Consider the following 26,215-nt stretch of genomic DNA (forward strand, 5'->3'; position numbering starts at 1 on the left):
GCTGGACCGGCACGTCTCGACACTGAGGGGGTGACCGGCACGTGGCTGAGCGGCTCACCTTCACCCTGACCGGCCGCGACGAGCTGTCCCGCGTCCTGAACGGCACCGCGTCCTCTGCGGACCGGCTGCGGCTGCGGATGGCCGGCATCACCGCGGACGCCGACGGGCGGCTGCGCGACCTCCACGGCAACCTGCTCACCACGGACGACGCGCTGCGCCGCCTGGACGCCACGGCCGGTGGAACGCGGACCAGCTTCAACACGCTCGGCGAGGCATCCGACAAGCTCGGGTCGTCGCTGAAGGCGAACCTGATCTCGCTGCTGCCCGCTGCGATCCCGATGGCCGCCAGCCTGGCCAGCAGCGCCACTGTCCTCGCCGGGCAGCTCGGCGCGGTCGGTGTCGCGGCCGGCGCCTACGCGCTGGCACTTGGCCCGCAGATCGGGAAGATCGGCGAGGCCATCGACGCGCAGGAGAAGCTCGATGAGGCGCTGCGCACGTCCGGGGCGGGCAGCGCCGAGGCGGGAAAGGCGGCGCTGGAGTACGAGCAGCGGCTCGCCGAGCTGTCGCCGGAGACGCGGGAGGCCGCGATCGCGGTCGGCCTGCTGAAGGACGGCTACGACCAGTGGTCGGACAGCCTGTCGGGCGACGTGATGGGCCCGTTCATCAAGGGCGTCGGCGTCGCCAACGCGCTGCTCCCGGAGACGACCGGCCTGGTCAAGGGCGCGTCCACGCAGTTTGACCGGCTGATCACCATGGTCGCGGGTGGGATCAGCACGCCCGGGTTCGACGCGATGAACCAGCGGTTCACCACCTTCGCGAACGACACCCTCGACAACGGCATCGACCAGCTGACGGTCTTCCTGGCCAAGCTCGACGCGGGCGAGTACGACGGCGGCGGCGTCGCCGAGTTCTTCGACTACGCGCGCGACGCCGGCCCCGAGGTGTGGGACACGCTGGAGAACATCGGCGACGCCCTGCTCAACGTGCTGGAGGCCGGGGCCGACGTCGGCGTGGGCATGCTGGATGTCGTCAACGTCCTGACCGGCATCGTGTCCGCGGTCCCGCCGGAAGCAGTCGCAACGATCCTGCAGCTGGCGATCGCCCTCAAGGCCGTGAAGCTGGCCGCGGTCGGAGTCGACGCCGCGCGGGCGGTGATGGCTGGGCTCGGCGTGCAGATCGGCATCATGTCGACCGCCGCCGCTGGATCGACGGGCGTGCTCGCTGGCACCACGGCAGCGGTCGGTGCCCTGTCCCGCACGGCCAAGCTGGCCATGGCAGGCACGGGGATCGGGCTGCTGCTCATCGGCCTGGACATGCTGTCGTCCAAGAGCCAGAAGCCGAAGCCGGACGTGGACAAACTCGCCACGTCACTGACGGAGCTAGGGAACTCGGGCGAACTCGGCGGCGAGGCGGTCCGCGCCTACGGCGACGACCTGTCAGGGCTGGCCGACGCCTTCCAGAAGGTTGTCGACCCGAAGGGCGTTGACCGAGTACAACAGGCCATCATCAGCTTCTTCGGCACCGACAGCACGCCGGTGAAGGAGGCGAAGGAGAACGTCGACGCGCTCGACCAGGCGCTCGCCGACATGGTGTCCAACGGGCAGGCGGACCTCGCAGCAGCAGCGCTGGAACGCGTCAGCGCCAAGCTGCAGGACCAGGGCCTCTCGGCGGACGAGGTGGAGGGCGAGCTCAACGACTACAAGGACGCGCTCGCCGCGCAGGCCCTTGAGCAGGAACTGGCCGCCCAGTCCATGGGCATCTTCGGCGATCAGGCCATCGAGGTGCAGGCTCAGCTCGATGCGCAGAAGCAGAGCGCGGATGGGCTGAGGGAGAGCATCCTCGCTCTCAACGACGCGAACCGGTCGGCGTATGACGCGCAGATCGGGTTCGAGGCCAGCCTCGACGCGCTCACGGAGAGCTTCACCGAGAACGGCGCGACGCTCGACCTGAACTCGGAGAAGGGCCGGGAGAACGCGCAGGCCATGTCGGCGGCGGCGAAGGCGCACGACGAGATGCTGGCGTCCGGCCTGGCGGCCGGCGAGTCGCTGGGGTCGATGACGGAGAAGTCCGAGCAGCTCCGCGCGAAGATGATCGAGCTGGCCACGCAGACGGGTATGACCGACGCCGAGGCCCGCGAGTACGTCTCCACGCTGCTCGGCACGCCGGACAGCATCCGCACCACGGTGGAGCTGGAGAAGCAGGAGGCGATCGAGGGCCTGGTCGCCGTGCAGACGGAGATCGACAAGACGCCGAACTCCCACACGGTCACCGTGGACACGCTGAACGCCGCGGCGATCGCCGCGCTGGAAGCGGTCGGGCTGAAGACCCGCAGGCTGCCGGACGGCAGCACCGAGGTGTTCACGGCGAATAAAACGGCGCTCGGCAACATCGGGGCCGTCGACAAGGCGCTGCGTGAGCTGGACGGGGACACGGCGACCACCACGATCACGACCATCCGCATGACCATCTTCAAGTCGGTGCAGCAGTCCGGCGGATCCAACCAGGCCGCGAAGAATGCTGCCGAGCTGGGCTACGCCGAGGGCGGTCTGATCCGACGGGCACGGGGCGGGCCCATCCCGGGCTTCCCCGACGGGGGGCGTCTGGCCGGGCCGGGCACGCCGACGTCCGACGACATCCTGCTGTGGGGGTCCGCCGGCGAGTACATGACGCGGGCGGCCGCCGTGGACTACTACGGGCAGGGCCTGTTCGACGCACTCAACGCGAAACAACTGGACCCGTCCGCGCTGGCGGCGCTGGTCGCCCCGGCGGGGCGGGCTGCGGTGTCGCCGGGCAGGTCGGCTCCGCAGCCCGCGGCGCCGATGGCTGGATACGCCCGGCCGTCCGTGACGTACATCGTGCAGCCCCGCAAGAGCGTGATCGACGCCCGGGACCTCGAACTGATCACCCGGCAGGAAGAGGCGCGCATGCGTGTGGGGAGGCCGCGATAGATGCCCATCATCACCGCACCGGTCACCAGCCCCGAGGTCCCGGAAGTCCCCCCGGTCGATGTGCCGGAAATCGGGTTCGCGTCGATCACCTACGTGGACCCGACCGGGAAGCGGTGGCCGATGACCGACCTGGCCGCCGAGTGGTACACGCTCGCCGAGGGCGTGTCCGGGCTGGGGGCGGCGCCCTACGAGCTGACGGCAGACCCGCACCCGCGGGGCGGGTCCCGTCTGCGGCACGTCCAGCCGCAGGCGAGGAACATCGTGTGGCCCGTCCTGGTGAAGGGCACCGACCACACCACCTTCACGGCGAACTGGCGGGCGCTCGCACGGGCCTTCGCACGGACACTGCGCGAAGGGCCCGGCTGGCTGGAGGTGGCCCGGCCCGACGGGTCCGCGCGTCGGATCGCCGTCTACTACAGCCAGGGGTGGGACGGGCAGGGCCGTACCGCGACCGGCATCACCTGGGACAGCGCCGTCGTCACCCTGTGGTGCGAAGACCCGTACTGGCTGGACGTCCACCCGCAGACCGTGCACCGGGAGACCGGGGCCGGCGTCGACTACCTGGCCCCGTACCCGTCGGTGTCCAGCTCGCAGGTCCTCGGCGCCACCACCGTGGAGAACCGCGGCGACGTCGACGTGTGGCCGGAGTGGCACATCACCGGACCGGCCACCTCCATCACCTTCACCCGCGAGGACACCGGCCAGGCTTTCACCCTGGACATGGAGGCCACGCCTCACGGCGCCCTCCTCGCTGGGGAGACGGTGACGATCTCCACGGATCCGCCGCGCGCACGGTCCGGCACCGGGGAGAACCTCGTCGCCGGGCTGAACTGGCCCGAGGCCGTGCTGTGGAGCATCCCGCCCGGCGAGACGCCCGTCACCTTCCAGCTGGCGGGCGCCGAAGCAGGGTCGGCCGTCGACCTCACCTACTACCCGAGGTACGAGACGGCATGACGGTGCAACTGCTGGTCACCGACCGCAACCTCAACTGGCTCGGCGACCCGATCACCGGCTGGACCAAGCTCGCCTGCGACCTCAACTTCAACGCACCCGCGTCGGGGTCGGTGCAGCTGCCCGCGCAGCCGGAGGTCATGGAGCTGCTGCAGCCCGGCAACCGCATGGTGGTCCTGCGTGACGGGGAGATCTGGTGCGCCGGGCCGATGGAGGAACCGCAGGACTACACGTGGGACCTGGAGTCGAACGCCGGAGTGGGCACGGTCACATGCCGGTTCTCCGACGACCTGGCCCGGGTCGCCGGCTACCTCACCTACCCGGAGCCCGCTAAGTCGTTCGCGACGCAGACCAAGACCGCCGACGTGGTCCGGAAGCTCACGGCTACGAACGCGGAGACGATCATCCGCACGCTGGTCAACGAGAACTGCGGGCCCGGCGCCCTGGCCGCGCGCCGCATCGAGCAACTGGTCCTCGACACGGTCGCCGGGGTCGGCACCGCTCAGACCGTGTCCACGCGGTTCGAGCCGCTGCTGGACGCGTGCCGGACGGCGGCCGTCAGCGACAAGCTCGGCTTCCGCACCCGGCAGGTCGGCAACGAGATCCGGTTCGGGGTGTACGCCCCGCGGGACCTCACCGGCACGGCCCGGTTCTCCGACGGCCTGGGCAACCTCCGGTCCGCCGCCTTCACGCTCGGCGCCCCGACCGCCACGTCCGAACTGGTCATGGGCGGCAACGATCCCGCCGACGACCCGCCCGAGGGGGACCCCGCCTACCAGCGGGTCTACGTTGAGGTCACGTCCAACCTCCACACGGACTGGTGGCGGGTAGAGAAGTTCATCGAGAAGTCCGGCGTCGACGACGACTCGGAGGGAGAGCTGACGCAGGCCGGCGTCCTCGCCTTCGGCAACGACAACCCGACCGCCAGCCTCAGCACGGTCACGGTCGACACGGAGGACCTGAAGGCGGGCCGGGACTTCGGCCTCGGCGACCTGGTCGCCGTCGTCCTGCCGACCGGGCTGGAGATCGCCGATGTGGTGCAGTCCATCGGCCTGGCCGCCGAGCCGGATTCCGGCGAGCTGGTGACCACCGTCATCGGCAACAACGACAAGACGACCACCACCCGCATGGTGTGGACCGTGCGGGACCTGGCCTACCGGCTGGGGCAACTCGAAGGGAGGGGCCGTGGCTGAGGAGTCCTACCCGAGCCCGGGGCACAACAGCCGGGCGGTGACGGACGACGAACACGAGCTGCTCGCCAGCCGGTTCTCCGACGACGGGATCTACGGCGACCCCACGGACACGCAGGTCATCACGGCCGGTACCGGCCTGTCCGTCAACGTCCGCCCGGACGCCGCCGGCAGCGTCCGCGGGCACGGCTGGTACTCCGGCAGCACCACGACCGCCGTGCCCCTGTCGGCGAACATCTCCAGCCAGCCGCGCATCGACTGGATCGTCCTGCGCCTGGACCGCTCCGACTGGACAGTGCGCGTGGCCGTCGTCGGCGGCACCCCCGGCTCCGGCGCCCCCGCCCTGACCCAGCAGACCGGGACCACCGGCGTCTACGAGATCCCCCTCGCGCAGGCCCGCATCCTCGGCGGGGCCTCCTCGGTCACCGTCACCAGGGCGGAACTGTACGTCGGCACCCGCTGCCGCCCGGCAACCTCGACCACCCGCAACCCGAACCCCAGGCTGGGTGAGGAGTGCTTCGAGACCGACACGGGCGCCAAGAGGATCTGGACTGGCAGCGCGTGGAAGCTGGTCTTCGACGACACGGGCGACATCGAAATCAGCCTGCTGACCCCGGCGTGGTCGATCGGTGTCACACCGGTGATCGAACGCCGCAACGGCATCGTGTGCCTGCGGCTCGGCAGCTTCCAGCGGAAGGTCGGCAACCTCGCCGGCAGCTCGGAGTCCCGGCTGCCCGCCCAGATCCCGTCAGCCTTCCAGCACCGCAACCGCGACCAGTATGCCCTCGCCTACATCGAAGGCGTGTCCATCGGGAGGATCACGATCTACTCCAAGGCATCGGACAAGCCGGGCCAGGTGTGGCTGGTGCAGCACCCGACGATCCCCATCGGCGACTACGTGCTCACGCAGTCCGGACCGAGCTGGGTGGTGGACTGATGAGGTACGAGTTCGGGCGAGGCATCGCCGACTACGTGGTCCGGCCGACTGACGGACTGTGGTCCGTCGCCCCCGGCGCGGTCCTCACCTTCTGGTCGGCAGCCGACGGAGGCACCCAGTACACCGACCTGCAAGACGCGCTCAGCACTCCGATCACCCAGGTCACCGCCGACGATCAGGGCCTGGTCCCTACCTTCTACGGGCCGGACGGCGTGGTCGGGATGTGGGCGGACGCGGGCGGCGTCAGCCGCGCGTGGATGGAAGCGCACACCACCGGCACCGGCGGCACGGACGCCCCGCCCGGATCAGTCCGGGACTGGCTGAACGTTCGCGACTACGGGGCCGTCGGCGACAACGTCACCGACGACACCGTCGCGATCCAGGCCGCCCTCAACAACTGCGTGATGGGCGGGATCGTCTACCTACCCGTCGGCGGCTACCGCACCTCCGCGCCGCTCACGATCCCGCCCGGCGTCACGCTGCAGGGCACCCACTCCAACCTGATGGCAGTGCCAGGGCTCACGGACCCGCAGTGCTACATCAAGCCTCTCGCCAGCTTCGTCGGCGACGCGGTGATCTCGTTCCTCGACGAGATCGATGGGGGCTACGCCACCATCTCCGCCGAGCACCGCATCGTGTCCGTGATGATCGACGGCGCGGACGTCACCGCCCCGGGTGTCGATGGGGTCAGGGCCGCGGGCAACATCCAGAACGTGCAGCTCAGGGACGTCACCGTGCGCCGGGTGACCGGGGCCGGCGTCCACACCGAGGCCAACGAGGGGAAGTTCCCGTACAGCTGGCGGCTCCAGCGCGTCATGGTCGACAACACGGGTTGGCACGGGATGGCGTTCGAGGTGATGACGGACATCACCCTCATGGACTGCCAGGCGATCGGCTGCGGCGCCTCCGGGTTCGAGATCGCCAACGCGGCGAACTCGCACATGCTCGGCTGCCGCGCCGAGTGGAACGTCGGCAACGGCATCCACATCACGGGCGACTGGGCCGTCGGCACCGGCAGCGGCGGCATGCTGATCGGCGGCTGCTCGACGGACCGCAACGGCGCCAACGGCGTCCTGGTCGACGCAACCGGTAACCCACCGATCCAGATTGAGAACCTGCACGTCCGGCGGGACGGCCGGAACAACGGAGCGGGCGGCGGCGGGTACGCCGGCCTCGCCTGCGACGGCGCCACCGTCCCCGTCCTGGTCGGCATGGTCACCTGCTACCCCGGCGTCGACGACGACGGCACCCAGACGAACTCACCAGAGTTCGGGGCCCGGTTCACCGGCTGCACCTACGTGTCCGTGGACTCCGGGTTCCTGCACGCCGCCACGGCCGGCTGGTCCGACGCGGGCGACAACACGATCCTGCGCCGCGGCCTGAACATCGCCGAGCGCACCGGACCGACGAACGCTCCGGTCGACGCGTTCGCCCCGCCCACCGACGTCGCTGGGAACCTGAACGTCGGCGGCTACGCGGCACTCGCCTCCGGGCAGTCGGCCGGGCAGTGGAACATCTGGGCAGGCCAGGCCAAGGCGCTCAACCTCGGAGGGGCAGGCGGCGGCATCGCGATCGCCGAGGGCGCCAACGCCCGCATGGGCGTGAGCACCCTGGCGGCCGGGACCGTGACCGTGGCCAACACGAGCGTCACGGCCAACACCCGCGTAGCCACGTTCCGGCAGGCGGCGGGAGGCACGCTCGGTCACCTGTCCACCACCAAGGTCGCGGGCACCAGCTTCACGATCACGTCCAGCAGCAACGCGGACACCTCGGTCGTCGGCTGGGTCCTGTACGAGCCCGCGTAGCCGCCCTGTCCCGCACGCCCCGCGCCGTCCTGGCCCGGGGCTTTCCTCATCTCTGGAGGCCCCGTGGCCAAGACCGGTCCCCAGCGCTACCCCGGCGCGTCCACCGCCTACTGGCACCAGTCCCGCTACGGCGGCGACGCCATGGAGTCCAACGTCGTCGTCTGGCACACCACCGAGGGCACGTCACTGCCGTCCTACGGCGGCGGGGCGAGCGCCCCGAACTTCACCGCGAAGCCGGACTTCACGGCGAAGCGGCTGGTCTGGTACCAGCACTTCGACTTCGACGTGTCCTCACGCGCCCTCGTCAACAAGGCCGGCGGCGTGGAGACGAACACGCTGAACGTGGTGCAGGTGGAGATCGTCGGCACCTGCGACCCGGCCACCCACAAGAAGTGGGGCAGCACCCCGCACCTGTACACGCCGGACCTGCCCGACTGGGCCGTCCGCGACCTGGCCGCGTTCGCGAAGTGGGCCCACGACCACCACGGCGTCCCGCTCACCAGCGGCGTGACCTTCAAGGCGTACCCGTCCAGCTACGGCTCCAACGGCGTCCGCATGTCCGGCGGGAAGTGGAACAGCTACCGCGGGCACTGCGGGCACCAGCACGTCCCCGAGAACGACCACGGCGACCCGGGCCTGCTGCCCATGGGCGCCATCCTCGCCCGCGCCAAGGGCTACACCCCGACCACCCCGAGCAAGGAGAACTCCGACATGGACAAGGGTGACGTCTTCAACGCGACGTGGGACACCGATGGCCTGCCGGCGCCCGAGTTCGCGCCGGACGTGAAGAAGAACCCGAAGTGGACCGCGTCCAGCTACATCCGCTCGATCTACAACGCGGTGGCTGGCCTGCCCGGCGCACTCTCTGCGCTCCGCCAGGACGTCGCCGCCCTGCGCGCCGATGTCGCCGCCCTCAAGAAGGAGTCCTGACCCATGCCTGAGCTGCACTTCGACGGCGAGACCGTCGTGAAGACCGCGTCCACCTTCGGCCGCGACCTCCTGGAGCGCGTGCTGTCGACGTTCCTGCAGAGCTTCATCGGCGGCATCGTCGTCACTACCCCGCTGGACGGCTCCATGTGGTACGCCGCCGGAGCGGGCGGGGTCGGCGCGGTCCTCGCTCTCGGCAAGGGCCTCGTCGCCCGCTGGCGCGACGTCACCAACTCGGCGTCGCTGGCCAAGGGGGTCTAGTGGCTACGCCCGAGCAGGGCGTGGTCATCAGCAACGCCCAGATGTACCAGGAGGTCCGCGACTTGGCGAAGACGGTCGGCCGGATCGAAGCGAAGATCGACGGCGTGCTGAACGAGACGCGGGACATCCGCGCCGACCTCGCCGACCACGAGGCCCGTCTGCGCGCGCTGGAGGCCATGCCGAAGTCCAGCGAGATCGAGCCCCGCGTCGCCACCCTGGAACGCGCCCGCTGGCCACTGCCCAGCCTGGCAGCCCTGACCGGGATCGGCGCCTTGGTCGTCGCTCTCCTCGGCTTCCTCAACTGACCGCGGCCCCGCTCTCCGTCACCGCGACGGAGAGCGGGGCCGCTTTCGTGCGTCCGGGGTCAGTCATCGAGGTCGATGCGGAAGTCGACGATGGTGGTGTCGCCGCGGCGCACGATCGGATGGGCGACCTCGACGACCCGTCCGGTGTCGGAGATGTGCCGGCGCGTGTACCGCAGCACGGGCACGCCGCCGCCGATGCGAAGGGTGGCCGCCTCCAGCTCGGTGGGCATGCCCACCGTGAAGGACTCCGTGATCGCTGTGACGCGGATGCCGAGGCTGCCGAGCTGGGCGCGAGTGCCGCCCGGCCAGGGCTCGTTGATCGGGTCGGCGACCGGGGTGCCAGCGACGTCGGACCAGCGGACGTAGCTGGTGGACATCTGGGTGGCCTGGTCGTTGTCGTAGAACACGAAGTGCCGGGCCAGTAGCCGCTCGCCCACCTCGCACTCGAACAGGCCAGCCAGTTCGGCGTCGGCCTTCACGCGCTCGAACCGCTTGTCGAGCCGGTACTCGGACCAGCCGATGCCCTGATCGCGGGTGTACGGCGTGGACTTGGCGCCGGGCGTGGTCCGGTAGCGGTCGGCGGCCATGCGGTGGATCGGCGGCCGCGGCCGGACGCGGGTGCCGGCACGGGCCCGGGTTTCGATGAGGCCCTCTGTGGCGAGGAGCCGGAGCGCGTTGCGGATGGTGGTTTCGGATACGCCATATGACGCACACAGGGCGGGCAGGGTCGGCAGCTGGTCGCCGGGTGCGAGCTGGCCGGAGGCGATGCGCTGCCGCAGCTCAGCGGCGATGCGCAGGTACTCGGGCTGTGCCACTGCCGTACCACCGTTCCACGTGATCGCGTCAATCTGAGTACACATACTCTCCCTTCCCTCTTGACCAGCGCCAACTCCGTCGACAATCTGAGTACAGATAAGCACTATCCGTACACAGATAGCCACCGTCTGCGGGGTACAGTCATGCCCGAATCGGGTCACACGTGGCAGAAGGCATTCAAGGGCGATCCCATCGAGGCGCCTCACGTCCGCCTCTGGACCCGTGGCCGCGTCGAGCACCCGGACGCCCCGCTCATCGCCGACGAACTGTTCGTCGCCGTCCTTGGCTCCGGCGCTCCCGTCGTCGAGATGACGCTCTCCACCGCGGGCGCCCGCATCCGCATCACCGCAGAAGGGCCTGACCCGCTCCCCCTCATCAACAGCCACGGCCCCGGCTGGTCGATCCTCACCGGCCTCTGCAGCAGGGCCGGACTCACCACCGACGAGCGGGGGCTGTGGGGGCAGTTGGGAGGCCAGTCGAGATGAACAGCCTTCCCGCCGCCACCGCCTTGTCGTGGGCGCAGTACGCCGGTTGGGCCTGCGCCCTGTGCGGCGCCTCTCTCGCGACGACGGGCGGGGTGTCCGTCGGCCGCGCCGAGGGGCGCTCCGGCGTCCACGACCTCAGCACCGAGGTGTTTGCCTGCCCGCCCCTGTCGGGCTGCGGGCCAGCGTGCCTCACCTTGACTCCCGCCCTCTACCAGCGGGCGGGCCAGACGCCTCCACCCGGAGGCGACGTCCACAACAGGAGGAAGACGTGACCATCGCGTTAGAGCACCCCGTGGGCACCACCGACCCGGCCGCCCTCGTCGGCCCTGAGGTGACCGAGCGGCTCGCCCGCCGGATCACCACCGACCACCCGGAGATCAGTGAGGCGACCGCGGGCCGCATCGTCGGCCAGGCCGCCGCGTTCGTCGCCGCCTCCGGCCAGCAGCCCGGCCAGTCCCTCGCGCCGAGCAAGCTGGTCGACTACGGCTGGCACGCGTTCATCCTGCACACCGTCGACTACGCCGAGTTCTGCGAGCGGGTCGCTGGTGGCTTCGTCCACCACGTCCCCACGGACGAGGGCGACGAGATGCCGGGCGGGGCGCAGGCCACCCGCGAGCGGACCCTCGCCGCCATCACGGCCGCCGGGTACACCGTGGACGAGGAGCTGTGGCCGGACATGGCCGACTGCAGCCAGTGCCACGCCGGGTGCACCGACAGCCCCAACAGCGGCAAGGGGAAGTAGCACACCGCACCACGCCCATCGTGCAAGACTCCAGCCGTCCGGCGTCACAGCCGGGCGGCTGGCCCTATGAGCGGAGCACCACGTGACAGACACCGCGATCGCCTGGGACACCTACTCACGGCAGCGCCCCGAACGCCGGCCGACGAACGCAGCCGGGGAGACGACCTGGTTCAACTGGACCCAGTACCCCGACCACGGGCCAGGCGCGGAACTCCTCGAAGTACCGGCCGGCGGCCGGGTCCTGGACCTCGGCTGCGGTAAGGGCGGCAACGCCGCGCACCTCGCCGCGCTCGGCCACCGCGCGGTCGGCGTCGACGTGTCGCCGAAGCAGTTGGCCGCCGCGCGCGAGCGGTGGGGCCAGGCGCCGGGGCTGGACCTGCGCCAGGTGGAGGCCGTCGCCTTCCTGCGTGAGGACCGGGACGGCTTCGACGCCATGTACTCGGTGTACGGCGCGGTCTGGTTCACCGACCCGACCCGGCTGCTGCCCGCGATCCGTGAGCGGCTGTACCCGGGCGGTCGGCTGGTGTTCTCCCAGCGGCCGCCGGTGGAGGGCTGCTACGGCTGCCAAGCCTCGTACATCCCGCGCGGCGACGACGAGGACCCGCTCGTCGTGAAGCGGTGGGACTACGAGCCGGAAGGGTGGGAGCGGCTGCTGAAGGAGTACGGCTTCACCGACGTGACCGCCGAGGTGCTCGCCGCGCCGCCGGGGAAGCGGACGACGGGCACCCTCATCGTCCGGGCGCGCGCCTGAGCGGCACCCCCACGCGGCCCCGGACAGCGACCTGAACCGCTGTCCGGGGCCGCTTTCTGTCCTCACCTTGGATTCGAAGGCGATCGCGCGCCGCACCGAATCGGGCCACAAAGCCGCAGGTCAGAGCGCCTTCCGATCGCTTTACGTGTGCTCATAAAGTGATCACTCGCTAGAGGCGTCATAGCACCATATTGGGGTTGCCGCTGCCGGTACCGCCGCTGACGAGGAAGGACAGCCGTGCCCGCAGAAGGGCGCGCAGCACGCGGTCGCCGCCGGGCGGCACGGTGCCCGCCGCGGTCAGCTCGTCGAGGGTGAAGGCGCGCGGCCGCACCACCCGCAGCGACAGGCAGGTGCAGTCGACGGCGACCGGTGGCAGCACCGCGTGCAGCCGGGTGCCGTCGGGGAGCCTGGCGTCCACCCAGGGCCGGGCGTCGTCCAGCCGGCGCCCGGCGACGGTGGCGAGGCGCTGCGCGAGCCGCCGCACCGCCCCCGCGTCGGGGAAGGAGACCGGCGCCAGCTCCAGGCCACCGCCGCGGTCCACCCAGACCCGGTCCGGTGCGGACACCAGGACGTCGGTCACCGAGGGGTCGGCGAGCAGCGGTTCGAGTGGCCCGCTGCCGACCAGCTCCGACCTGAGCTGTTCGGCGGCACCGAGGACCTCGGCGTCGCCCAGCACCCGCCCCTGTTCCCGCAGTGCCTGTGCCACACGCGCGGGCGTCGGCTCCGCCCCGCTCTCGGCGAGCCACCGCCGTACACCGTCGAGCATCCCGGACGCGGTGCCCGGGCTCCGCTGCGCGGTCGCCGCCGGTGACCGCCCGGCATTCCGCGCCTGCGTCCGGGCCCGCCCGGACGCCCAGCCCGGCGATCCGGTGGATGCCGGTCCCATCGATGCCCCGGAGGTCCGGCGCGCTGTCCCTGCGGCAGTGGCTTCCCCGGGCGATCCGCTCCACCGCCGGACTGCCCGGCCCGAACCCGTCCGAGCAGCCGGACCGTCGAACGCCTCCAGCCCCGTGCCGCCCGTTCCCTTCCCCGGAACCGGCCCGGCGGGAGTGCCCGAGGCCCGGTCCTGCTCCCCCGCGATCACGATGTCCGCCCCGTCCACTCCGTGCACCCCGTCCCGCCTTCCACCGCTCACGACCGACTCCGTCACGCACCTCATGAACCGCTCCCGCCCCGTCCGTCCGTCTCCGCCAGCGCCCGCTCCCAGAACCCCCGGCAGAAGCGCGCCAGCGGGCCTCGGGAGGGTGTGCCCGGGGGTCGTCTGCTCTCCGTGGCGCGCAGGAGCCCCGACTCGACGGGCACCTCACCGACCAGGGGCAGGCCGAGCAACCCGGCCACCTCGCGGTCGTCGAGTCCGGAGGCGTAGGGCCCGCGCACCGCGACCCGGAGGTCACGCAGGACCATGCCGACCGCGGCCGCCACCCGGCCCGCCGCCGCGACGGCCCGCAGCTCGGCGGGGACCACGAGGATCCCGATGTCGAGCTGTGCGAGGACCTCGGCGACGCCGTCGTCGACGCGGCGCGGCAGGTCCACGACGACCGTGCCGCCCCTTCGCCGGGCCGCCGCCAGCACCGCGCGTACGGCCGGTGCCGGTACCGCGACGCAGTCGCCCCGGTCCCAGCTGAGCACCCGCAGCGAATGCAGCTCGGGCAGCGACTCCTCCAGGGCACCGCCGCCGACCCGCCCGCGCGAGGCCGCGAACGCCGGCCACCTCAGCCCGTCGGCCGTCTCGCCGCCGAGGAGGACGTCGAGGCCGCCGCCCATCGGATCGGCGTCCACCAGCAGACTGCGCAGCCCCTCCCGCGCGGAGGTGACGGCGAGCGCGCAGGCCAGCGTGGACGCTCCGGCGCCGCCCCGGCCGCCGATGACACCGACGGTGAGGGCCGGGCGGCCGACGCCCTCGGCCACGTCGGCGATGCGGTCGACCAGCCACTGCTCACCGTCGGGCAGCATCAGTACGTGGTCGGCGCCGATCTCGACGGCCCGCTGCCAGATCCCCGAGTCGTCCTGGTCGCGGCCCACGAGGACCACTCCCCGCCTGCGCACCGCTCCGCGCACGCGCCGGGCCGCGTCGTCCCCGACGAGGACCAGTGGCGCGGTCTCCCATCCGGTCCGCCGCCCGGTCCCCGGGGGTGCCGGGGACGTGGCCGTCCCGGTCGGGGCCGGAGGCGGAGAAGGCCGCGGCACGGGCACCGAGTGGTGCACCTCCGGTGTGGCGCCCGCGGCGGCGCACAGGCGCAGCAGGTCGTCGAGGAGTTCCGTGTCCTCGGTGACGATGAGGGGTCCGCCCTGCCGTCCTCCGGGGGTGGGCGGCGGGTCGTGCGTGATGGTTCCGGTCATGGTCTTTCCCCCTTCGGCGCGGCTCCCGCGGTCGCGCCCGCTGTCTCGTGGTCTCTCGCACGGCCCCCACGGCCCCGCGATGTGCGGCCGCGTGAAGAACCGGAAACCGGTCTCCGCACGAGCGGCCCGCAGCACGCGTCCGGCAAACAGTTCCGGCCATGGAACTCGGCACGGCCCGGACGCATGGGAATCACGGTGCAGCGATCCGGGAAATCGTGTGGATCTTGGTCAAAAACTGTGGACAACTCGACGATTGTGAATATCGACTCACCCGAACCGGTGAGCCTCGACCGGCCCCTCTACGCCCCGCGTGCGACTCCCGCAGAGCAGTCCGACCACTACGCTGCGTAGTCGAATCCGGCCGCGACGACAGCTGGGCCCCGCGCCACCACGGCGCGGGGCCCAGATCATGGAAAGAGCGAAGAAACCCACCCGGACATGCGACGACCCCCGCCGGGGGGGGAGAGCGGGGGTCGTCTCCACGGCCGACTCGGGGGGGGAGGAGTCGGACCGGGTTAGCACGGTCGCGAACGATCCGTGACTTCCATGGTGTACCCGAGAGCCTTCTCAGGCAAACCCACGCGCCCCACCTTACGCCGAATGGGCTGCGCCTATGCTCAGGGTTGTGGAAAACCACTCCTCACCCCACTCGGCGCCTCACTCCATGCCCCGCACGGCGGCCTTCTTCGACCTGGACAAGACGGTCATTGCGAAGTCGAGCACGCTCACGTTCAGCAAGTCGTTCTACCAAGGCGGGCTGATCAACCGCAGGGCTGTGTTGCGTACCGCATATGCCCAGTTCGTCTTCCTCGCCGGCGGTGCCGACCACGACCAGATGGAGCGGATGCGCGAGTACCTCTCCGCGCTGTGCCGGGGGTGGAACGTCCAGTTGGTCAAGGAGCTGGTCGCCGAGACCCTGCACGACCTGATCGACCCGATCATCTACGACGAGGCGGCCTCCCTGATCGAGGAGCACCACACCGCCGGGCGGGACGTGGTGATCGTCTCCACGTCGGGCGCCGAGGTCGTCGAACCGATCGGTGAGCTGCTCGGCGCGGACCGGGTGGTGGCGACCCGCATGATCGTGGGGGACGACGGATGCTTCACCGGAGAGGTGGAGTACTACGCGTACGGCCCGACCAAGGCGGAGGCGATCCGGGAGCTGGCCGGGTCCGAGGGGTACGACCTGGCCCGCTGCTACGCCTACAGCGACTCGGCCACCGACCTGCCGATGCTGGAGGCCGTCGGCCACCCCCACGCGGTCAACCCGGACCGGGCACTGCGCCGGGAGGCACTCGCGCGCGAGTGGCCGATCCTCGATTTCCACCGCCCGGTGCGGCTCAAGCAGCGGATCGGCGGATTCTCCGTGCCGCCGCGGCCCGCGCTCGTCGCCGCGGCCGCGATAGGCGCCGCGGCCGCGACCGCGGGCCTCGTCTGGTACGCGAGCCGACGACGGTCCACGGCAGCCCGATCGGCGGCCTGACGGTCCCAGCCGGGCGACCGCCCTACCGGCCCCCTCAACTGCCGACCGGCCGGCCGATTGACCCTTTCACCCGTGTATGAGCGCAAAAGTAAAGAAGTGCAGCAAGCACTTCCGCTTCCCCGGGCCCAGTAGTACAAAGGTTTCAACGGCCCGCGAGACCAAGGACATCCGAAAGGATCACCTTAAACGCGCATTTGGCCCCACGGACCGAGCACGGACACCGGGCACCCACGCGACGTCGACCCGTCGATTACGGGCCAGCCGCACCAGGTGACGGGCGAAGTTCCCGACCTGATGGGCACATAACGAGGACGCTTGGTAACCCGGCGGACGTGCCAGCGGCGGTACGAGCACTCGTACCGCCGCATTTCTGTGGAGTCCGCCGCACGACCCGCCGTTCGCCCTACGCCGCCCCGCGCTGGAGCGCCTCGCACACCGCCGTCGACTCGCGGGCTCCCAGCGCGACGGCCCTGCCGCAGTGGGCGATCCAGGCGGCCATGCCCTCCGGGGTCCCGGAGACGTAGCCGTCGAGCGCCGCGAGGTAGGCCGCGCGCCCCAGCTCGGCGTGGCCGACCTCGGCCGGGCACACCGACTTGGGATCCAGCCCGCTGCCGACCAGGACGATGCGCTCCGCGGCGCGCGCGACCAGTCCGTTGTGGGAGGCGAAGGGGCGCAGCGCCAGCAGTTCGCCGTGCACCACGGCGGCCGTCACCAGCGCCGGCGCCGAACCGCCGGCCGTGACCAGCGCCGCCAGGCCCTCCAGACGACCGTGTGCCTCCTCGGCGTCGGGCAGCGGCAGCTCGACGAGCGGTTCGTCCACCGGCTCGCCCTTTTGGCGGGGGCGACCCACCTCGTCGGCCTGGTCCGCGGCGGCCACCAGGTGCAGCCGGGCCAGCACCCGCAGCGGCGACTGGCGCCAGATGGACAGCAGCTGCCCCGCCTCGGCGGTCAGCCGCAGCGCGGCGCCCACCACGCGCGCCTCGCCGTCGCCGCTGAAGTCGCTGCGCCGGCGCACCTCCTCCAGGGCCCAGTCCGCGCCGGACAGCGCCGCCGAGCCCCGGGCGCCGCGCAGTGCCGCCTCGCCGGTGATCTCGTTGCTGCGGCGCCGCATGATCCGGTGGCCGTAGACGCGGTCCACGGCCTTGCGTACGGACTCCACGGACTCGGCCACTCCGGGCAGGGCGCCCAGGGCCGCGAGCGGATCGGCGTTCGCGCCTGTCGTACTCATGAGTAAGACCCTACGCAACCCTGCGCCGCGCCCCACGAATGAGTGGTCTTCTTCACCCCTCACCCGTCCCGTATGCCACCTACAGCTATCGAGCCACTACGCTTGGTGAACATGAAAATTGCTTTCGTCGGGAAGGGCGGCAGCGGCAAGACCACCCTGTCCTCCCTGTTCGTACGCCACCTCGCCGCCACCGGCGCACCCGTCGTCGCGATCGACGCCGACATCAACCAGCACCTGGGGGCCGCGCTGGGCCTCGACGACGCGGAGGCGGCCGGGCTGCCCGCGATGGGCGAGCACCTCCCGCTGATCAAGGACCATCTGCGCGGCAGCAACCCGCGCATCGCCTCCGCCGACAAGATGATCAAAACGACGCCGCCCGGCGAGGGCTCGCGCCTGCTGCGGGTGCGCGAGGACAACCCGGTCTACGACGCCTGCGCCCGGCCGGTGGAACTCGACGGCGGAGCCGTCCGTTTGATGGTCACCGGGCCCTTCACGGACGCCGACCTGGGAGTCGCCTGCTACCACTCCAAGACCGGCGCCGTGGAGCTGTGTCTGAACCACCTGGTCGACGGCCGCGACGAGTACGTCGTGGTGGACATGACCGCCGGCTCGGACTCGTTCGCCTCCGGCATGTTCACCCGCTTCGACATCACGTTCCTCGTCGCCGAGCCGACCCGGAAGGGGGTCTCCGTCTACCGCCAGTACAAGGAGTACGCCCGCGACTTCGGCGTCACCCTGAAGGTCGTCGGCAACAAGGTGCAGGGGCAGGACGACCTCGACTTCCTGCGCGACCAGGTCGGGGACGACCTGCTGGTCACCGTCGGGCACTCGGACTGGGTGCGCGCCATGGAGAAGGGCCGCCCGCCCCGGTTCGAGCTCCTGGAGGAGACCAACGGCCGGGCGCTGCGCACTCTGCACACGGCCGTCGACGCGACGTACGAGCTGCGGGACTGGTCGCGTTACACCCAGCAGATGGTCCACTTCCATCTGAAGAACGCCCACAGCTGGGGCAACGAGCGCACCGGGGACGACCTGGCGGCGCAGGTCGACCCCGGTTTCGTCCTCGGCGAGGAGGTCGCCGCCCCCGCGTGACCGTTCGCGAGGCCCCGCTGGAGTGCGGGGACGCTACGGCTTGGCGGCCGGGGCCCCGGGCACGCCCTTCGGCGCCGGTGCGGGCGCGGCCGAGAGGAGGGACGCCCAGCCCTTCTTCGGAGCCTCGCCGACGCCGAGGGTGCGCAGCTTCTTCAGGACCTTGGGGTCCTGGGCGTCCAGCCAGTCCGCGAGCTGCCGGAAGGAGACGCAGCGCACCTCCTTCTTGGTGCACACCGTCTCGACGACCTCCTCCACGGCGCGCATGTAGGTGCCGCCGTTCCAGGACTCGAAGTGGTTGCCGATGATCAGGGGCGCGCGGTTGCCGTCGTAGGCCCGCTCGAAGCCCTGGAGCAGGCTGTCACGCATCTGGTCGCCCCAGAACTCTCGCTTGGCGGGGTCGCCCTGGGTGGCGGTGCCCGACTGGTTGACCATGTAGTTGTAGTCCATGGTGAGCTGCTCGTAGGAGTGGCCGGGGAACGGCACGAGCTGCATCGACAGGTCCCACAGGCCCTCCTTCTTCGACGGCCAGACCTGGTTGTTGACCCCGCTGCTGTCGTAGCGGAAGCCCATCTGGCTAGCGGCCTTCACGAAGTTCTTCTGGCCCTCCAGGCACGGGGTGCGGGCGCCGATCAGCTCCTTTTCGTAGTCGAAGGGCAAGGGCGCTGCGTTCTTCATCCCGGTGTTGGTCTTCCAGGTCTTCACGAACTGCTTGGCCTGCTTGATCTCCTCCTTCCACTCCTCGACGGACCACTCGCCGACCCCGCCGTTCGCACCGCAGAAGTGCCCGTTGAAGTGGGTGCCGATCTCGTTGCCCTCCTGCCACGCCAGCCGCAGTTGCTTGACGGTGTCGGCGATGCCCTGCTCGTCGTTGAAGCCGATGTCGGAGCGGCCCGGGGAGTGCTGGGGCGGGCTGTACTGGTCCCGCTTCTCGGACGGCAGCATGTACACGCCGCTCAGGAAGTACGTCATCGTGGCGTTGTTCTCCTTGGCCACCTCGCGGAAGTGGGAGAACAGCTTCTGGCTGTCCTCACCCGCGCCGTCCCACGAGAACACCACGAACTGCGGGGGCTTCTGGCCGGGCTTGAGGCGTTCGGGTCGGGGCAGGTGCGGCTGGGCCCCGGTGTACGCGGTGGAACCGTCACCGATCAGCCGGACCGCGTTCTTGGGCGCCGGTGCCGCTTTCCCCTTCTCCTTCTCCGGACCGTGCGTCCCTTCGCCGGAACCGGTGCCGTTGTCGATCGCGCAACCGGCGAGCGCCGCCGCGCAGACCGCGGCGACCACGGCGAGCGCGGCCGTCCTGTGGGAGGCCATCCTGCGGGTGGCGGCCATGTCCGCCCACCTTCTTCCTTCTCTCGGGCCAACGCCGACTAGGCGATGTCGGGTGCTGAGCCGGGCCGTGCCGTCAGCGCCGTCAAGGTGACACGGAAATGAGAAGGAATTAGTACGACAAGCCGATGAAATTCTCAGTTCACCCGAATACGCCGGGCACTACTCCATTCGCGCTAAAAACCTATGCCTCTTCTTTACTCTGAATTACTCTCTATTTACTCGCTGTAATCGACGGATCCTCAGGAGACGGGAACATGTCAGCCTGCGTCCCCGCCCGCGCCGATTCGGCCCGGACCAAGCACGTCCATCCACCTCACAGTCCGCCGCCCGGCGGCCCCCGGCGCTTCCGCGTCGCGGGTGCCGATGTCTCGGCCTCGATCGCGGTCTTCCTGATCGCCCTGCCCCTCTCCCTGGGCATCGCCCTGGCCACCGGCGCGCCCCTCCAGGCCGGCCTCGTCGCCGCCGCGGTCGGCGGGATCGTCGCCGGACGCATCGGCGGCTGCCCACTCCAGGTCAGCGGCCCCGCCGCCGGACTCACAGTGGTCACCGCCGACCTCATCCAGCAGTACGGATGGCGTACGACCTGCGCCATCACGGTCTTCGCCGGGATCGCCCAGCTGGGGCTCGGCTGCCTGCGCGTGGCGCGCACGGCACTCGCCGTGAGCCCCGCCATCGTGCACGGCATGCTCGCCGGCATCGGCGTCACGATCGCCGTCGCCCAGCTGCACATCGTCCTCGGCGGCACCCCGCAGAGCTCCGTGCCCGACAACCTGGTCGCGCTGCCCGCCCAGTTGGCGAACCTCCACCCCGCCGACGTGGCCGTGAGCGTGCTGACCCTGACCCTCCTGCTGCTCTGGCCCCGCCTCCCCGGCCGCGCCGGGGACGTCCTGGGCAAGCTGCCCGCCGCCCTGATCGCCGTCGGCGGCGCCACCGCCGTCGCCGCCCTCACCGGGCTCCGGCTGCCCAAGGTCGACCTGCCCTCCTGGAGCAGCCACGCCCTGGCCTCGCTGCCCGAAGGACCGGTACTCGGTCTCGTCGCCGCCGTCCTCACCACCACGCTCGTGTGCAGCGTACAGTCCCTGCTCGGCGCGGTCGCCGTGGACAAACTGGTCGCCGCCCGGCCCGCGCTGACCGGTCGCGTCAAGCGCTCCGACCTCGACCGGGAACTGCTCGGTCAGGGCGCCGCCAACATCGTCTCCGGGTCGCTCGGCGGGCTGCCCATCGCCGGTGTGGCCGTGCGCAGTTCGGCGAACGTGGCGGCGGGTGCCGTCAGCCGGAACTCCACGATGCTGCACGGCGTTCTCGTAGTGATCGCCGCACTGCTGCTGGTCCCGGCCCTGGAGCTCATCCCGCTCGCCTCGCTCGCCGCCCTGGTCATGTCCGTCGGCCTCAAGATGGTGTCGCTGAACCACATTCGCACGGTGACCCGCCACCGTGAGGTGCTGGTCTACGCGGTCACCACCTGCGGCGTGGTGTTCCTCGGCGTCCTGGAGGGCGTCGTGCTGGGCATCGCCGTCGCCGTCGGCGTCGCCCTGCACCGCCTCACCCGCACCCGGATCACCCACGACGACGTCGAGGGAGTCCACCACGTCCACGTGCGGGGGCAGTTGACCTTCCTCGCCGTGCCGCGGCTCAGCCGGGTCCTGCACCAGGTGCCGCACGGGGCGGACGCCGTCGTGGAGCTGGACGGGTCCTTCATGGACCACGCGGCGTACGAGACGCTCCAGGACTGGCAGAAGACGCACACCGCGCAGGGCGGTGCCGTCGACATCACCGGCCGCCGGCCCGGCACCCGCATCTCCGAACCGGCGGAGGTGGACGGCTGCCGCTGCCGTCCCTGGACCCCCTGGCGCAACCACCAGTGCGAACGCCCGTCGAAGGCACCGGCGCCCGGCACGGACCGACGGGCCGCCGCCGGCGCACCCACCGGGGAATCCCCCGGCACCACGACCGGCCCGAACGCCTCCGGCACATCCGGTGAATCCGGTGTTCCCGGCACACACGGCGCGCCCGCCGCGACCGGTGGGACCGGTGGGACCGACCAGCGCCGCGGACACGAACTCGCCCGTGGCATCAGCGCCTTCCACCGCAACACCGCCCCACTGATGCGCCGCGAGCTGGCCAGACTGGCCCGGGAGGGACAGCAGCCCTCCCAACTGTTCCTGACCTGCGCCGACTCGCGGGTGGTCACGTCGATGATCACCTCCAGTGGCCCCGGCGACCTCTTCGTCGTGCGCAACGTCGGCAACTTCGTACCGCTGCCCGGCGAGGAGAGCGGCGACGACTCGGTGGCCGCCGCGATCGAGTACGCCGTGGACGTGCTGAAGGTGCGGTCCATCACGGTGTGCGGACACTCCGGGTGCGGGGCGATGCAGGCGCTGCTCGGCGCCGACCCCGCAGGCGCACGCACCCCGCTCCAGCGGTGGCTGCGGCACGGACTGCCGAGCCTGGATCGCGTACCCGCGGACGCGGCCGAGGACGGCCGCGAACGACCCCGGCTGGCCGGGCGCGCACCCGCCGACGCCGCCGAGCGGTTGTGCCTGGCCAACGTGGTCCAGCAGCTGGAGCACCTGCGCGCCCACGAGTCGGTGGCCCGCGCGCTGGGCGCCGGCGACCTGGAGCTGCAGGGCATGTACTTCCACGTGGGCGAGGCCCAGTCGTACCTGCTGTCCGAGGACACGGAGGGCGGCGTGTTCGAGCTGGTCCGGGAGACGAACCTGACGGCCTGACCGCCTGACCTCCCCAGAGCCCGGGGTGGTCCGGGACAGCCGCGGCGCGGGCCGGCGTGTGAGAGGCGTTACACACGCTGAACCCCGCGTCGTCGGCTTCCGTGGGTACGGGTGACCACGGACCACGAAGGAGACACGGGGTCGGCGGCGACCAGAACAGGTCTAAACCATTTGCCCGTCGACCCTTGTCATCGGCCCCCCGGGTCTGATGAGCTGTGGCCTGGGACACAACGGACAACCCTGAGAAAGGGAGATGTCGTGAGCAACGAATCCTTGGCCAACCTGCTCAAGGAAGAACGCAGGTTCGCACCCCCCGCCGACCTGGCCGCGAACGCCAACGTCACGGCGGAGGCGTACGAACAGGCCAAGGCTGACAGGCTCGGCTTCTGGGCCGAGCAGGCCCGCCGTCTGACCTGGGCGAAGGAACCGACCGAGACGCTCGACTGGTCGAACCCGCCGTTCGCCAAGTGGTTCAAGGACGGCACGCTGAACGTCGCCTACAACTGCGTGGACCGGCACGTGGAGGCCGGCCACGGCGACCGCGTCGCCATCCACTTCGAGGGGGAGCCCGGCGACAGCCGCGCCCTCACCTACGCCCAGCTCAAGGACGAGGTCTCCAAGGCCGCCAACGCCCTGCTGGAGCTGGGCGTGCAGAAGGGCGACCGGGTCGCGATCTACATGCCGATGATCCCCGAAACGGCGATCGCGATGCTGGCCTGCGCCCGCATCGGCGCCGCGCACTCGGTGGTCTTCGGCGGCTTCTCCTCGGACGCGCTGGCCACCCGCATCCAGGACGCCGACGCCCGCGTCGTCATCACCTCCGACGGCGGCTACCGGCGCGGCAAGCCGTCCGCGCTCAAGCCGGCCGTCGACGAGGCCGTGGAGCGCGCCGGGATCGTCGAGCACGTGCTCGTCGTCCGCCGCACCGGCCAGGAGGTCGCCTGGGACGACTCCCGCGACAAGTGGTGGCACGAGGCCGTCGACGGACAGTCCGCCGAGCACACGCCCGAGGCGTTCGACGCCGAGCACCCGCTGTTCATCCTGTACACGTCCGGCACGACCGGTAAGCCCAAGGGCATCCTGCACACCTCCGGCGGCTACCTCACACAGACGGCGTACACGCACTGGGCCGTCTTCGACCTCAAGCCGGAGACCGACGTCTTCTGGTGCACCGCCGACGTCGGCTGGGTCACCGGGCACTCCTACATCGTCTACGGCCCGCTCGCCAACGGCGCCACGCAGGTCATGTACGAGGGCACCCCGGACACCCCGCACCAGGGCCGGTTCTGGGAGATCGTGCAGAAGTACAAGGTCTCCATCCTCTACACCGCGCCCACCGCGATCCGGACGTTCATGAAGTGGGGCGACGACATCCCCGCCAAGTTCGACCTGTCCTCGCTGCGCGTCCTCGGCTCGGTCGGCGAGCCGATCAACCCCGAGGCGTGGATCTGGTACCGCAAGAACATCGGCGCGGACGCCACCCCGGTCGTCGACACCTGGTGGCAGACCGAGACCGGCTCGATGATGATCACGCCTCTGCCGGGCGTCACCGAGGCCAAGCCGGGCTCCGCCCAGCGCCCGCTGCCCGGCATCTCGGCCACCGTCGTCGACGACGAGGCGAACGAGGTGCCCAACGGCGGCGGCGGATACCTGGTCCTCACCGAGCCGTGGCCGTCGATGCTGCGCACCATCTGGGGCGACGACCAGCGGTTCATCGACACCTACTGGTCGCGCTTCGAGGGCAAGTACTTCGCGGGCGACGGCGCCAAGAAGGACGACGACGGCGACATCTGGCTGCTCGGCCGCGTCGACGACGTGATGCTCGTCTCCGGCCACAACATCTCCACCACCGAGGTCGAGTCGGCCCTCGTCTCCCACCCGTCGGTCGCCGAGGCGGCCGTGGTCGGCGCGGCGGACGAGACCACCGGCCAGGCCATCGTGGCCTTCGTGATCCTGCGCGGCACGGCCGCGGAGAGCGAGGACCTGGTCACCGAGCTGCGCAACCACGTGGGCGCCACTCTCGGCCCGATCGCCAAGCCCAAGCGGATCCTGCCGGTGGGAGAGCTGCCGAAGACCCGCTCCGGCAAGATCATGCGCCGCCTGCTGCGCGACGTCGCGGAGAACCGCCAGCTCGGGGACGTCACGACCCTCACGGACTCGACGGTCATGGACCTCATCCAGTCGAAGCTCCCGGCGGCGTCCAGCGAGGACTGAGTCACGCACATCGCGGACACGTAGCACACCGAGGGCACCCGGCGCCGGACGCGCGCCGGGTGCCCTCGCCCTGTGCGGCGCCCGTGGCCCGGGTAAGCTGGACGGACGTAAGAGAGTCATCAAGATCCTCATGGTGCGCCGGGAAGTCTGGTCGGCATGTGTTCCGTGCTGCCCACCCACCGGAGGTTCCCCTCGTGACCGCGCCCCGCACCCCCCGCAAGGCCTTCGGACGGCTGTCCCTTCCGGAGCGCACCTACCTCGCGGACGCGCTGCGCACCGAGACCGTCGGCGGCGTCCTGCTGCTCGCCGCCGCGATCGCCGCCCTGGTGTGGGCGAACATACCGGCGCTGCACGACAGCTACGAGAGCGTCAGCCACTTCCACTTCGGCCCCGCGGCGCTCGGACTCGATCTGTCGGTCGCGCACTGGGCCGCCGACGGACTCCTGGCGATCTTCTTCTTCGTCGCCGGCATCGAGCTCAAACGCGAACTGGTCGCCGGTGACCTGAAGGACCCCAAGGCCGCCGCGCTCCCGGTGGTGGCGGCGCTGTGCGGCATGGTCGCACCGGCACTCGTCTACACCGTCACCAACACCGCGGGCGGCGGCTCCCTGGCCGGCTGGGCCGTGCCGACCGCCACCGACATCGCCTTCGCGCTGGCCGTGCTCGCCGTCATCGGCACATCGCTGCCGAGCGCCCTGCGGGCCTTCCTGCTGACGCTCGCCGTCGTCGACGACCTGTTCGCCATCCTGATCATCGCGGTCTTCTTCACCGACACCCTGAACTTCGCCGCGCTGGGCGGCGCGGCCGTCGGTCTCGTCGTCTTCTGGCTGCTGCTGCGCAAGGGCGTGCGCGGCTGGTACGTGTACGTCCCGCTCGGCCTGGTGATCTGGGCCCTGATGTACAACAGCGGCGTCCACGCCACCATCGCCGGTGTCGCGATGGGCCTGATGCTGCGCTGCCACCGGCGCGACGGCGAGGAGCACTCCCCCGGCGAGCGCATCGAGCACCTGGTGCGCCCGCTGTCGGCGGGCCTGGCCGTTCCGCTGTTCGCGCTGTTCAGCGCCGGGGTGGCCATCTCCGGTGGGGCGCTGGCGGACGTCTTCACCAAGCCGGAGACCCTCGGCGTCGTGCTCGGACTCGTCGTCGGCAAGACGCTGGGCATCTTCGGCGGCACCTGGCTCACCTCGCGCTTCACCAAGGCCTCGCTCAGCGACGACCTCCAGTGGGCGGACGTGTTCGCGGTGGCGACCCTGGCCGGCATCGGGTTCACCGTCTCGCTGCTCATCGGCGAGCTGGCCTTCGAGGGCGACCAGGCGATGACCGACGAGGTCAAGGCCGCCGTACTGACCGGCTCGCTCGTCGCGGCGGCATTGGCGACGGTACTGCTGAAGATACGGAACGCGAAGTACCGGGGGATGGTCGCCGAGGAGGAGCGCGACGACGACCTCAGCGGTGTGCCGGACATCTACGAGGAGGACGACCCGGCCTACCACCTGCGGGTGGCCGCCGTCTACGAGAGGAAGGCCGCCGAGCACCGCCGGATCGCCGAGGAGATGGAGTCGGCGCGGCTTGCCGAAGTGGCGGGCGGGGCAGGCGATGAGGACGACCGTCCGGCATGATCTGACGAGACGGTACAAAAGACGGAACCGTACTCAGATGAGCCAGCAGAAGAGGGAGACCGC

The 26,215-nt window shown here is 71.0% G+C and carries 21 protein-coding genes and 1 pseudogene; 17 read left to right on the forward strand and 5 right to left on the reverse strand.

The window, feature by feature from the left end:
• Nucleotides 1–41 precede the first annotated feature (41 nt).
• The 8 genes from IE258_RS05585 (at nucleotide 42) to IE258_RS05620 (ending at nucleotide 9,324) form a co-directional block, all read left to right on the forward strand.
• Nucleotides 42–2,948, forward strand: coding sequence for a PspA/IM30 family protein (locus IE258_RS05585; protein WP_189739704.1), 2,907 nt, complete (start codon nucleotides 42–44; stop codon nucleotides 2,946–2,948).
• Complete coding sequence (locus tag IE258_RS05590; RefSeq protein WP_189739707.1) at nucleotides 2,949–3,902, forward strand: phage tail family protein; 954 nt, start codon at nucleotides 2,949–2,951, stop codon at nucleotides 3,900–3,902.
• Nucleotides 3,899–5,092, forward strand: coding sequence for a siphovirus ReqiPepy6 Gp37-like family protein (locus IE258_RS05595; RefSeq protein ID WP_189739712.1), 1,194 nt, complete (start codon nucleotides 3,899–3,901; stop codon nucleotides 5,090–5,092). The genes IE258_RS05590 and IE258_RS05595 overlap by 4 nt, the downstream gene beginning before the upstream one ends.
• Nucleotides 5,085–6,026, forward strand: coding sequence for a hypothetical protein (locus tag IE258_RS05600; RefSeq protein ID WP_189739715.1), 942 nt, complete (start codon nucleotides 5,085–5,087; stop codon nucleotides 6,024–6,026). The genes IE258_RS05595 and IE258_RS05600 overlap by 8 nt, the downstream gene beginning before the upstream one ends.
• Nucleotides 6,026–7,831 carry a right-handed parallel beta-helix repeat-containing protein gene (locus IE258_RS05605; RefSeq protein WP_229891946.1) on the forward strand — a complete coding sequence of 602 codons (1,806 nt, stop codon included), beginning with the start codon at nucleotides 6,026–6,028 and terminating at the stop codon, nucleotides 7,829–7,831. The genes IE258_RS05600 and IE258_RS05605 overlap by 1 nt, the downstream gene beginning before the upstream one ends.
• Before the next feature lie 63 nt (nucleotides 7,832–7,894).
• Nucleotides 7,895–8,761 (forward strand): hypothetical protein, encoded by an 867-nt coding sequence (locus IE258_RS05610; RefSeq protein WP_189739719.1) that lies wholly within the window; start codon nucleotides 7,895–7,897, stop codon nucleotides 8,759–8,761.
• Nucleotides 8,762–8,764: 3 nt separating this feature from the next.
• The gene (locus IE258_RS05615; RefSeq protein WP_189739722.1) at nucleotides 8,765–9,019 is read left to right on the forward strand and encodes a hypothetical protein; all 255 of its coding nucleotides are present in this window, start codon (nucleotides 8,765–8,767) and stop codon (nucleotides 9,017–9,019) included.
• The gene (locus IE258_RS05620) at nucleotides 9,019–9,324 is read left to right on the forward strand and encodes a hypothetical protein (RefSeq protein ID WP_189739726.1); all 306 of its coding nucleotides are present in this window, start codon (nucleotides 9,019–9,021) and stop codon (nucleotides 9,322–9,324) included. The genes IE258_RS05615 and IE258_RS05620 overlap by 1 nt, the downstream gene beginning before the upstream one ends.
• Nucleotides 9,325–9,383: 59 nt before the next feature.
• Here the strand turns inward: IE258_RS05620 and IE258_RS05625 are convergent, their stop codons facing one another.
• Nucleotides 9,384–10,139 (reverse strand): GntR family transcriptional regulator, encoded by a 756-nt coding sequence (locus IE258_RS05625; RefSeq protein ID WP_229891947.1) that lies wholly within the window; start codon nucleotides 10,137–10,139, stop codon nucleotides 9,384–9,386.
• A gap of 144 nt (nucleotides 10,140–10,283) precedes the next feature.
• Between IE258_RS05625 and IE258_RS05630 the strand changes: the two genes are divergently transcribed.
• The 4 genes from IE258_RS05630 (at nucleotide 10,284) to IE258_RS05640 (ending at nucleotide 12,118) form a co-directional block, all read left to right on the forward strand.
• Nucleotides 10,284–10,625, forward strand: coding sequence for a hypothetical protein (locus tag IE258_RS05630; protein ID WP_189739732.1), 342 nt, complete (start codon nucleotides 10,284–10,286; stop codon nucleotides 10,623–10,625).
• Entirely contained in the window at nucleotides 10,622–10,897 is a 276-nt protein-coding gene (locus IE258_RS41095; RefSeq protein WP_229891948.1) for a hypothetical protein, read from the forward strand. The genes IE258_RS05630 and IE258_RS41095 overlap by 4 nt, the downstream gene beginning before the upstream one ends.
• Nucleotides 10,894–11,367 (forward strand): glycine-rich domain-containing protein, encoded by a 474-nt coding sequence (locus tag IE258_RS05635; protein WP_229891949.1) that lies wholly within the window; start codon nucleotides 10,894–10,896, stop codon nucleotides 11,365–11,367. The genes IE258_RS41095 and IE258_RS05635 overlap by 4 nt, the downstream gene beginning before the upstream one ends.
• Nucleotides 11,368–11,449: 82 nt before the next feature.
• A complete protein-coding gene (locus tag IE258_RS05640; protein ID WP_189739735.1) occupies nucleotides 11,450–12,118 on the forward strand; it encodes a class I SAM-dependent methyltransferase in 669 nt (222 codons plus the stop codon).
• Between the two features lie 184 nt (nucleotides 12,119–12,302).
• Here the strand turns inward: IE258_RS05640 and IE258_RS05645 are convergent.
• Both IE258_RS05645 and ssd read right to left on the reverse strand, forming a co-directional pair.
• Nucleotides 12,303–13,004: pseudogene (locus IE258_RS05645) on the reverse strand (ATPase, T2SS/T4P/T4SS family); the annotation flags it as partial.
• 269 nt (nucleotides 13,005–13,273) lie between these two features.
• Nucleotides 13,274–14,458, reverse strand: a complete 1,185-nt coding sequence (gene ssd / locus IE258_RS05650; RefSeq protein ID WP_189739741.1) for a septum site-determining protein Ssd — start codon at nucleotides 14,456–14,458, stop codon at nucleotides 13,274–13,276.
• 613 nt (nucleotides 14,459–15,071) lie between these two features.
• Between ssd and IE258_RS05655 the strand changes: the two genes are divergently transcribed.
• Entirely contained in the window at nucleotides 15,072–15,941 is an 870-nt protein-coding gene (locus IE258_RS05655; protein ID WP_189739744.1) for an HAD family hydrolase, read from the forward strand.
• 403 nt (nucleotides 15,942–16,344) lie between these two features.
• Here IE258_RS05655 and IE258_RS05660 read toward each other — a convergent pair whose 3' ends face one another.
• Nucleotides 16,345–17,169: a Fic family protein gene (locus IE258_RS05660; RefSeq protein WP_189739746.1), complete on the reverse strand. Its 825-nt coding sequence runs from the start codon at nucleotides 17,167–17,169 to the stop codon at nucleotides 16,345–16,347.
• A 111-nt stretch (nucleotides 17,170–17,280) separates the two neighbouring features.
• On the opposite strand from IE258_RS05660, the gene IE258_RS05665 reads away from it, so the two are divergent.
• Nucleotides 17,281–18,261 (forward strand): ATP-binding protein, encoded by a 981-nt coding sequence (locus tag IE258_RS05665; RefSeq protein WP_189739748.1) that lies wholly within the window; start codon nucleotides 17,281–17,283, stop codon nucleotides 18,259–18,261.
• 33 nt (nucleotides 18,262–18,294) lie between these two features.
• Here the strand turns inward: IE258_RS05665 and IE258_RS05670 are convergent, their stop codons facing one another.
• On the reverse strand, nucleotides 18,295–19,590 hold the full coding sequence (locus IE258_RS05670; RefSeq protein WP_189739751.1) for a polysaccharide deacetylase family protein: 1,296 nt from the start codon (nucleotides 19,588–19,590) through the stop codon (nucleotides 18,295–18,297).
• Nucleotides 19,591–19,844: 254 nt separating this feature from the next.
• Here IE258_RS05670 and IE258_RS05675 point away from each other — a divergent pair, with 254 nt between their 5' ends.
• The 3 genes from IE258_RS05675 (at nucleotide 19,845) to nhaA (ending at nucleotide 26,152) form a co-directional block, all read left to right on the forward strand.
• The gene (locus tag IE258_RS05675; protein WP_189739754.1) at nucleotides 19,845–22,319 is read left to right on the forward strand and encodes a SulP family inorganic anion transporter; all 2,475 of its coding nucleotides are present in this window, start codon (nucleotides 19,845–19,847) and stop codon (nucleotides 22,317–22,319) included.
• A 258-nt stretch (nucleotides 22,320–22,577) separates the two neighbouring features.
• On the forward strand, nucleotides 22,578–24,533 hold the full coding sequence (gene acs, locus IE258_RS05680; RefSeq protein ID WP_189739773.1) for an acetate--CoA ligase: 1,956 nt from the start codon (nucleotides 22,578–22,580) through the stop codon (nucleotides 24,531–24,533).
• A gap of 194 nt (nucleotides 24,534–24,727) precedes the next feature.
• Entirely contained in the window at nucleotides 24,728–26,152 is a 1,425-nt protein-coding gene (gene nhaA / locus IE258_RS05685; protein WP_189739776.1) for a Na+/H+ antiporter NhaA, read from the forward strand.
• Nucleotides 26,153–26,215: the final 63 nt, after the last annotated feature.

Origin of the sequence: Streptomyces tendae (assembly GCF_014650435.1) — a bacterium.
GTDB lineage: Bacteria > Actinomycetota > Actinomycetes > Streptomycetales > Streptomycetaceae > Streptomyces > Streptomyces tendae.

Bases quoted from the DNA above. Each gene is read 5' to 3' on its own strand.
- IE258_RS05605 (WP_229891946.1), top strand. From the start codon at position 6,026: ATGAGGTACGAGTTCGGGCGAGGCATCGCCGACTACGTGGTCCGGCCG.
- IE258_RS05590 (WP_189739707.1), top strand. From the start codon at position 2,949: ATGCCCATCATCACCGCACCGGTCACCAGCCCCGAGGTCCCGGAAGTC.
- IE258_RS05630 (WP_189739732.1), top strand. From the start codon at position 10,284: ATGCCCGAATCGGGTCACACGTGGCAGAAGGCATTCAAGGGCGATCCC.
- IE258_RS05615 (WP_189739722.1), top strand. From the start codon at position 8,765: ATGCCTGAGCTGCACTTCGACGGCGAGACCGTCGTGAAGACCGCGTCC.
- IE258_RS05655 (WP_189739744.1), top strand. From the start codon at position 15,072: ATGCTCAGGGTTGTGGAAAACCACTCCTCACCCCACTCGGCGCCTCAC.
- IE258_RS41095 (WP_229891948.1), top strand. From the start codon at position 10,622: ATGAACAGCCTTCCCGCCGCCACCGCCTTGTCGTGGGCGCAGTACGCC.
- IE258_RS05670 (WP_189739751.1), bottom strand. From the start codon at position 19,590: ATGGCCGCCACCCGCAGGATGGCCTCCCACAGGACGGCCGCGCTCGCC.
- IE258_RS05665 (WP_189739748.1), top strand. From the start codon at position 17,281: ATGAAAATTGCTTTCGTCGGGAAGGGCGGCAGCGGCAAGACCACCCTG.
- IE258_RS05595 (WP_189739712.1), top strand. From the start codon at position 3,899: ATGACGGTGCAACTGCTGGTCACCGACCGCAACCTCAACTGGCTCGGC.
- IE258_RS05675 (WP_189739754.1), top strand. From the start codon at position 19,845: ATGTCAGCCTGCGTCCCCGCCCGCGCCGATTCGGCCCGGACCAAGCAC.
- ssd (WP_189739741.1), bottom strand. From the start codon at position 14,458: ATGACCGGAACCATCACGCACGACCCGCCGCCCACCCCCGGAGGACGG.
- IE258_RS05660 (WP_189739746.1), bottom strand. From the start codon at position 17,169: ATGAGTACGACAGGCGCGAACGCCGATCCGCTCGCGGCCCTGGGCGCC.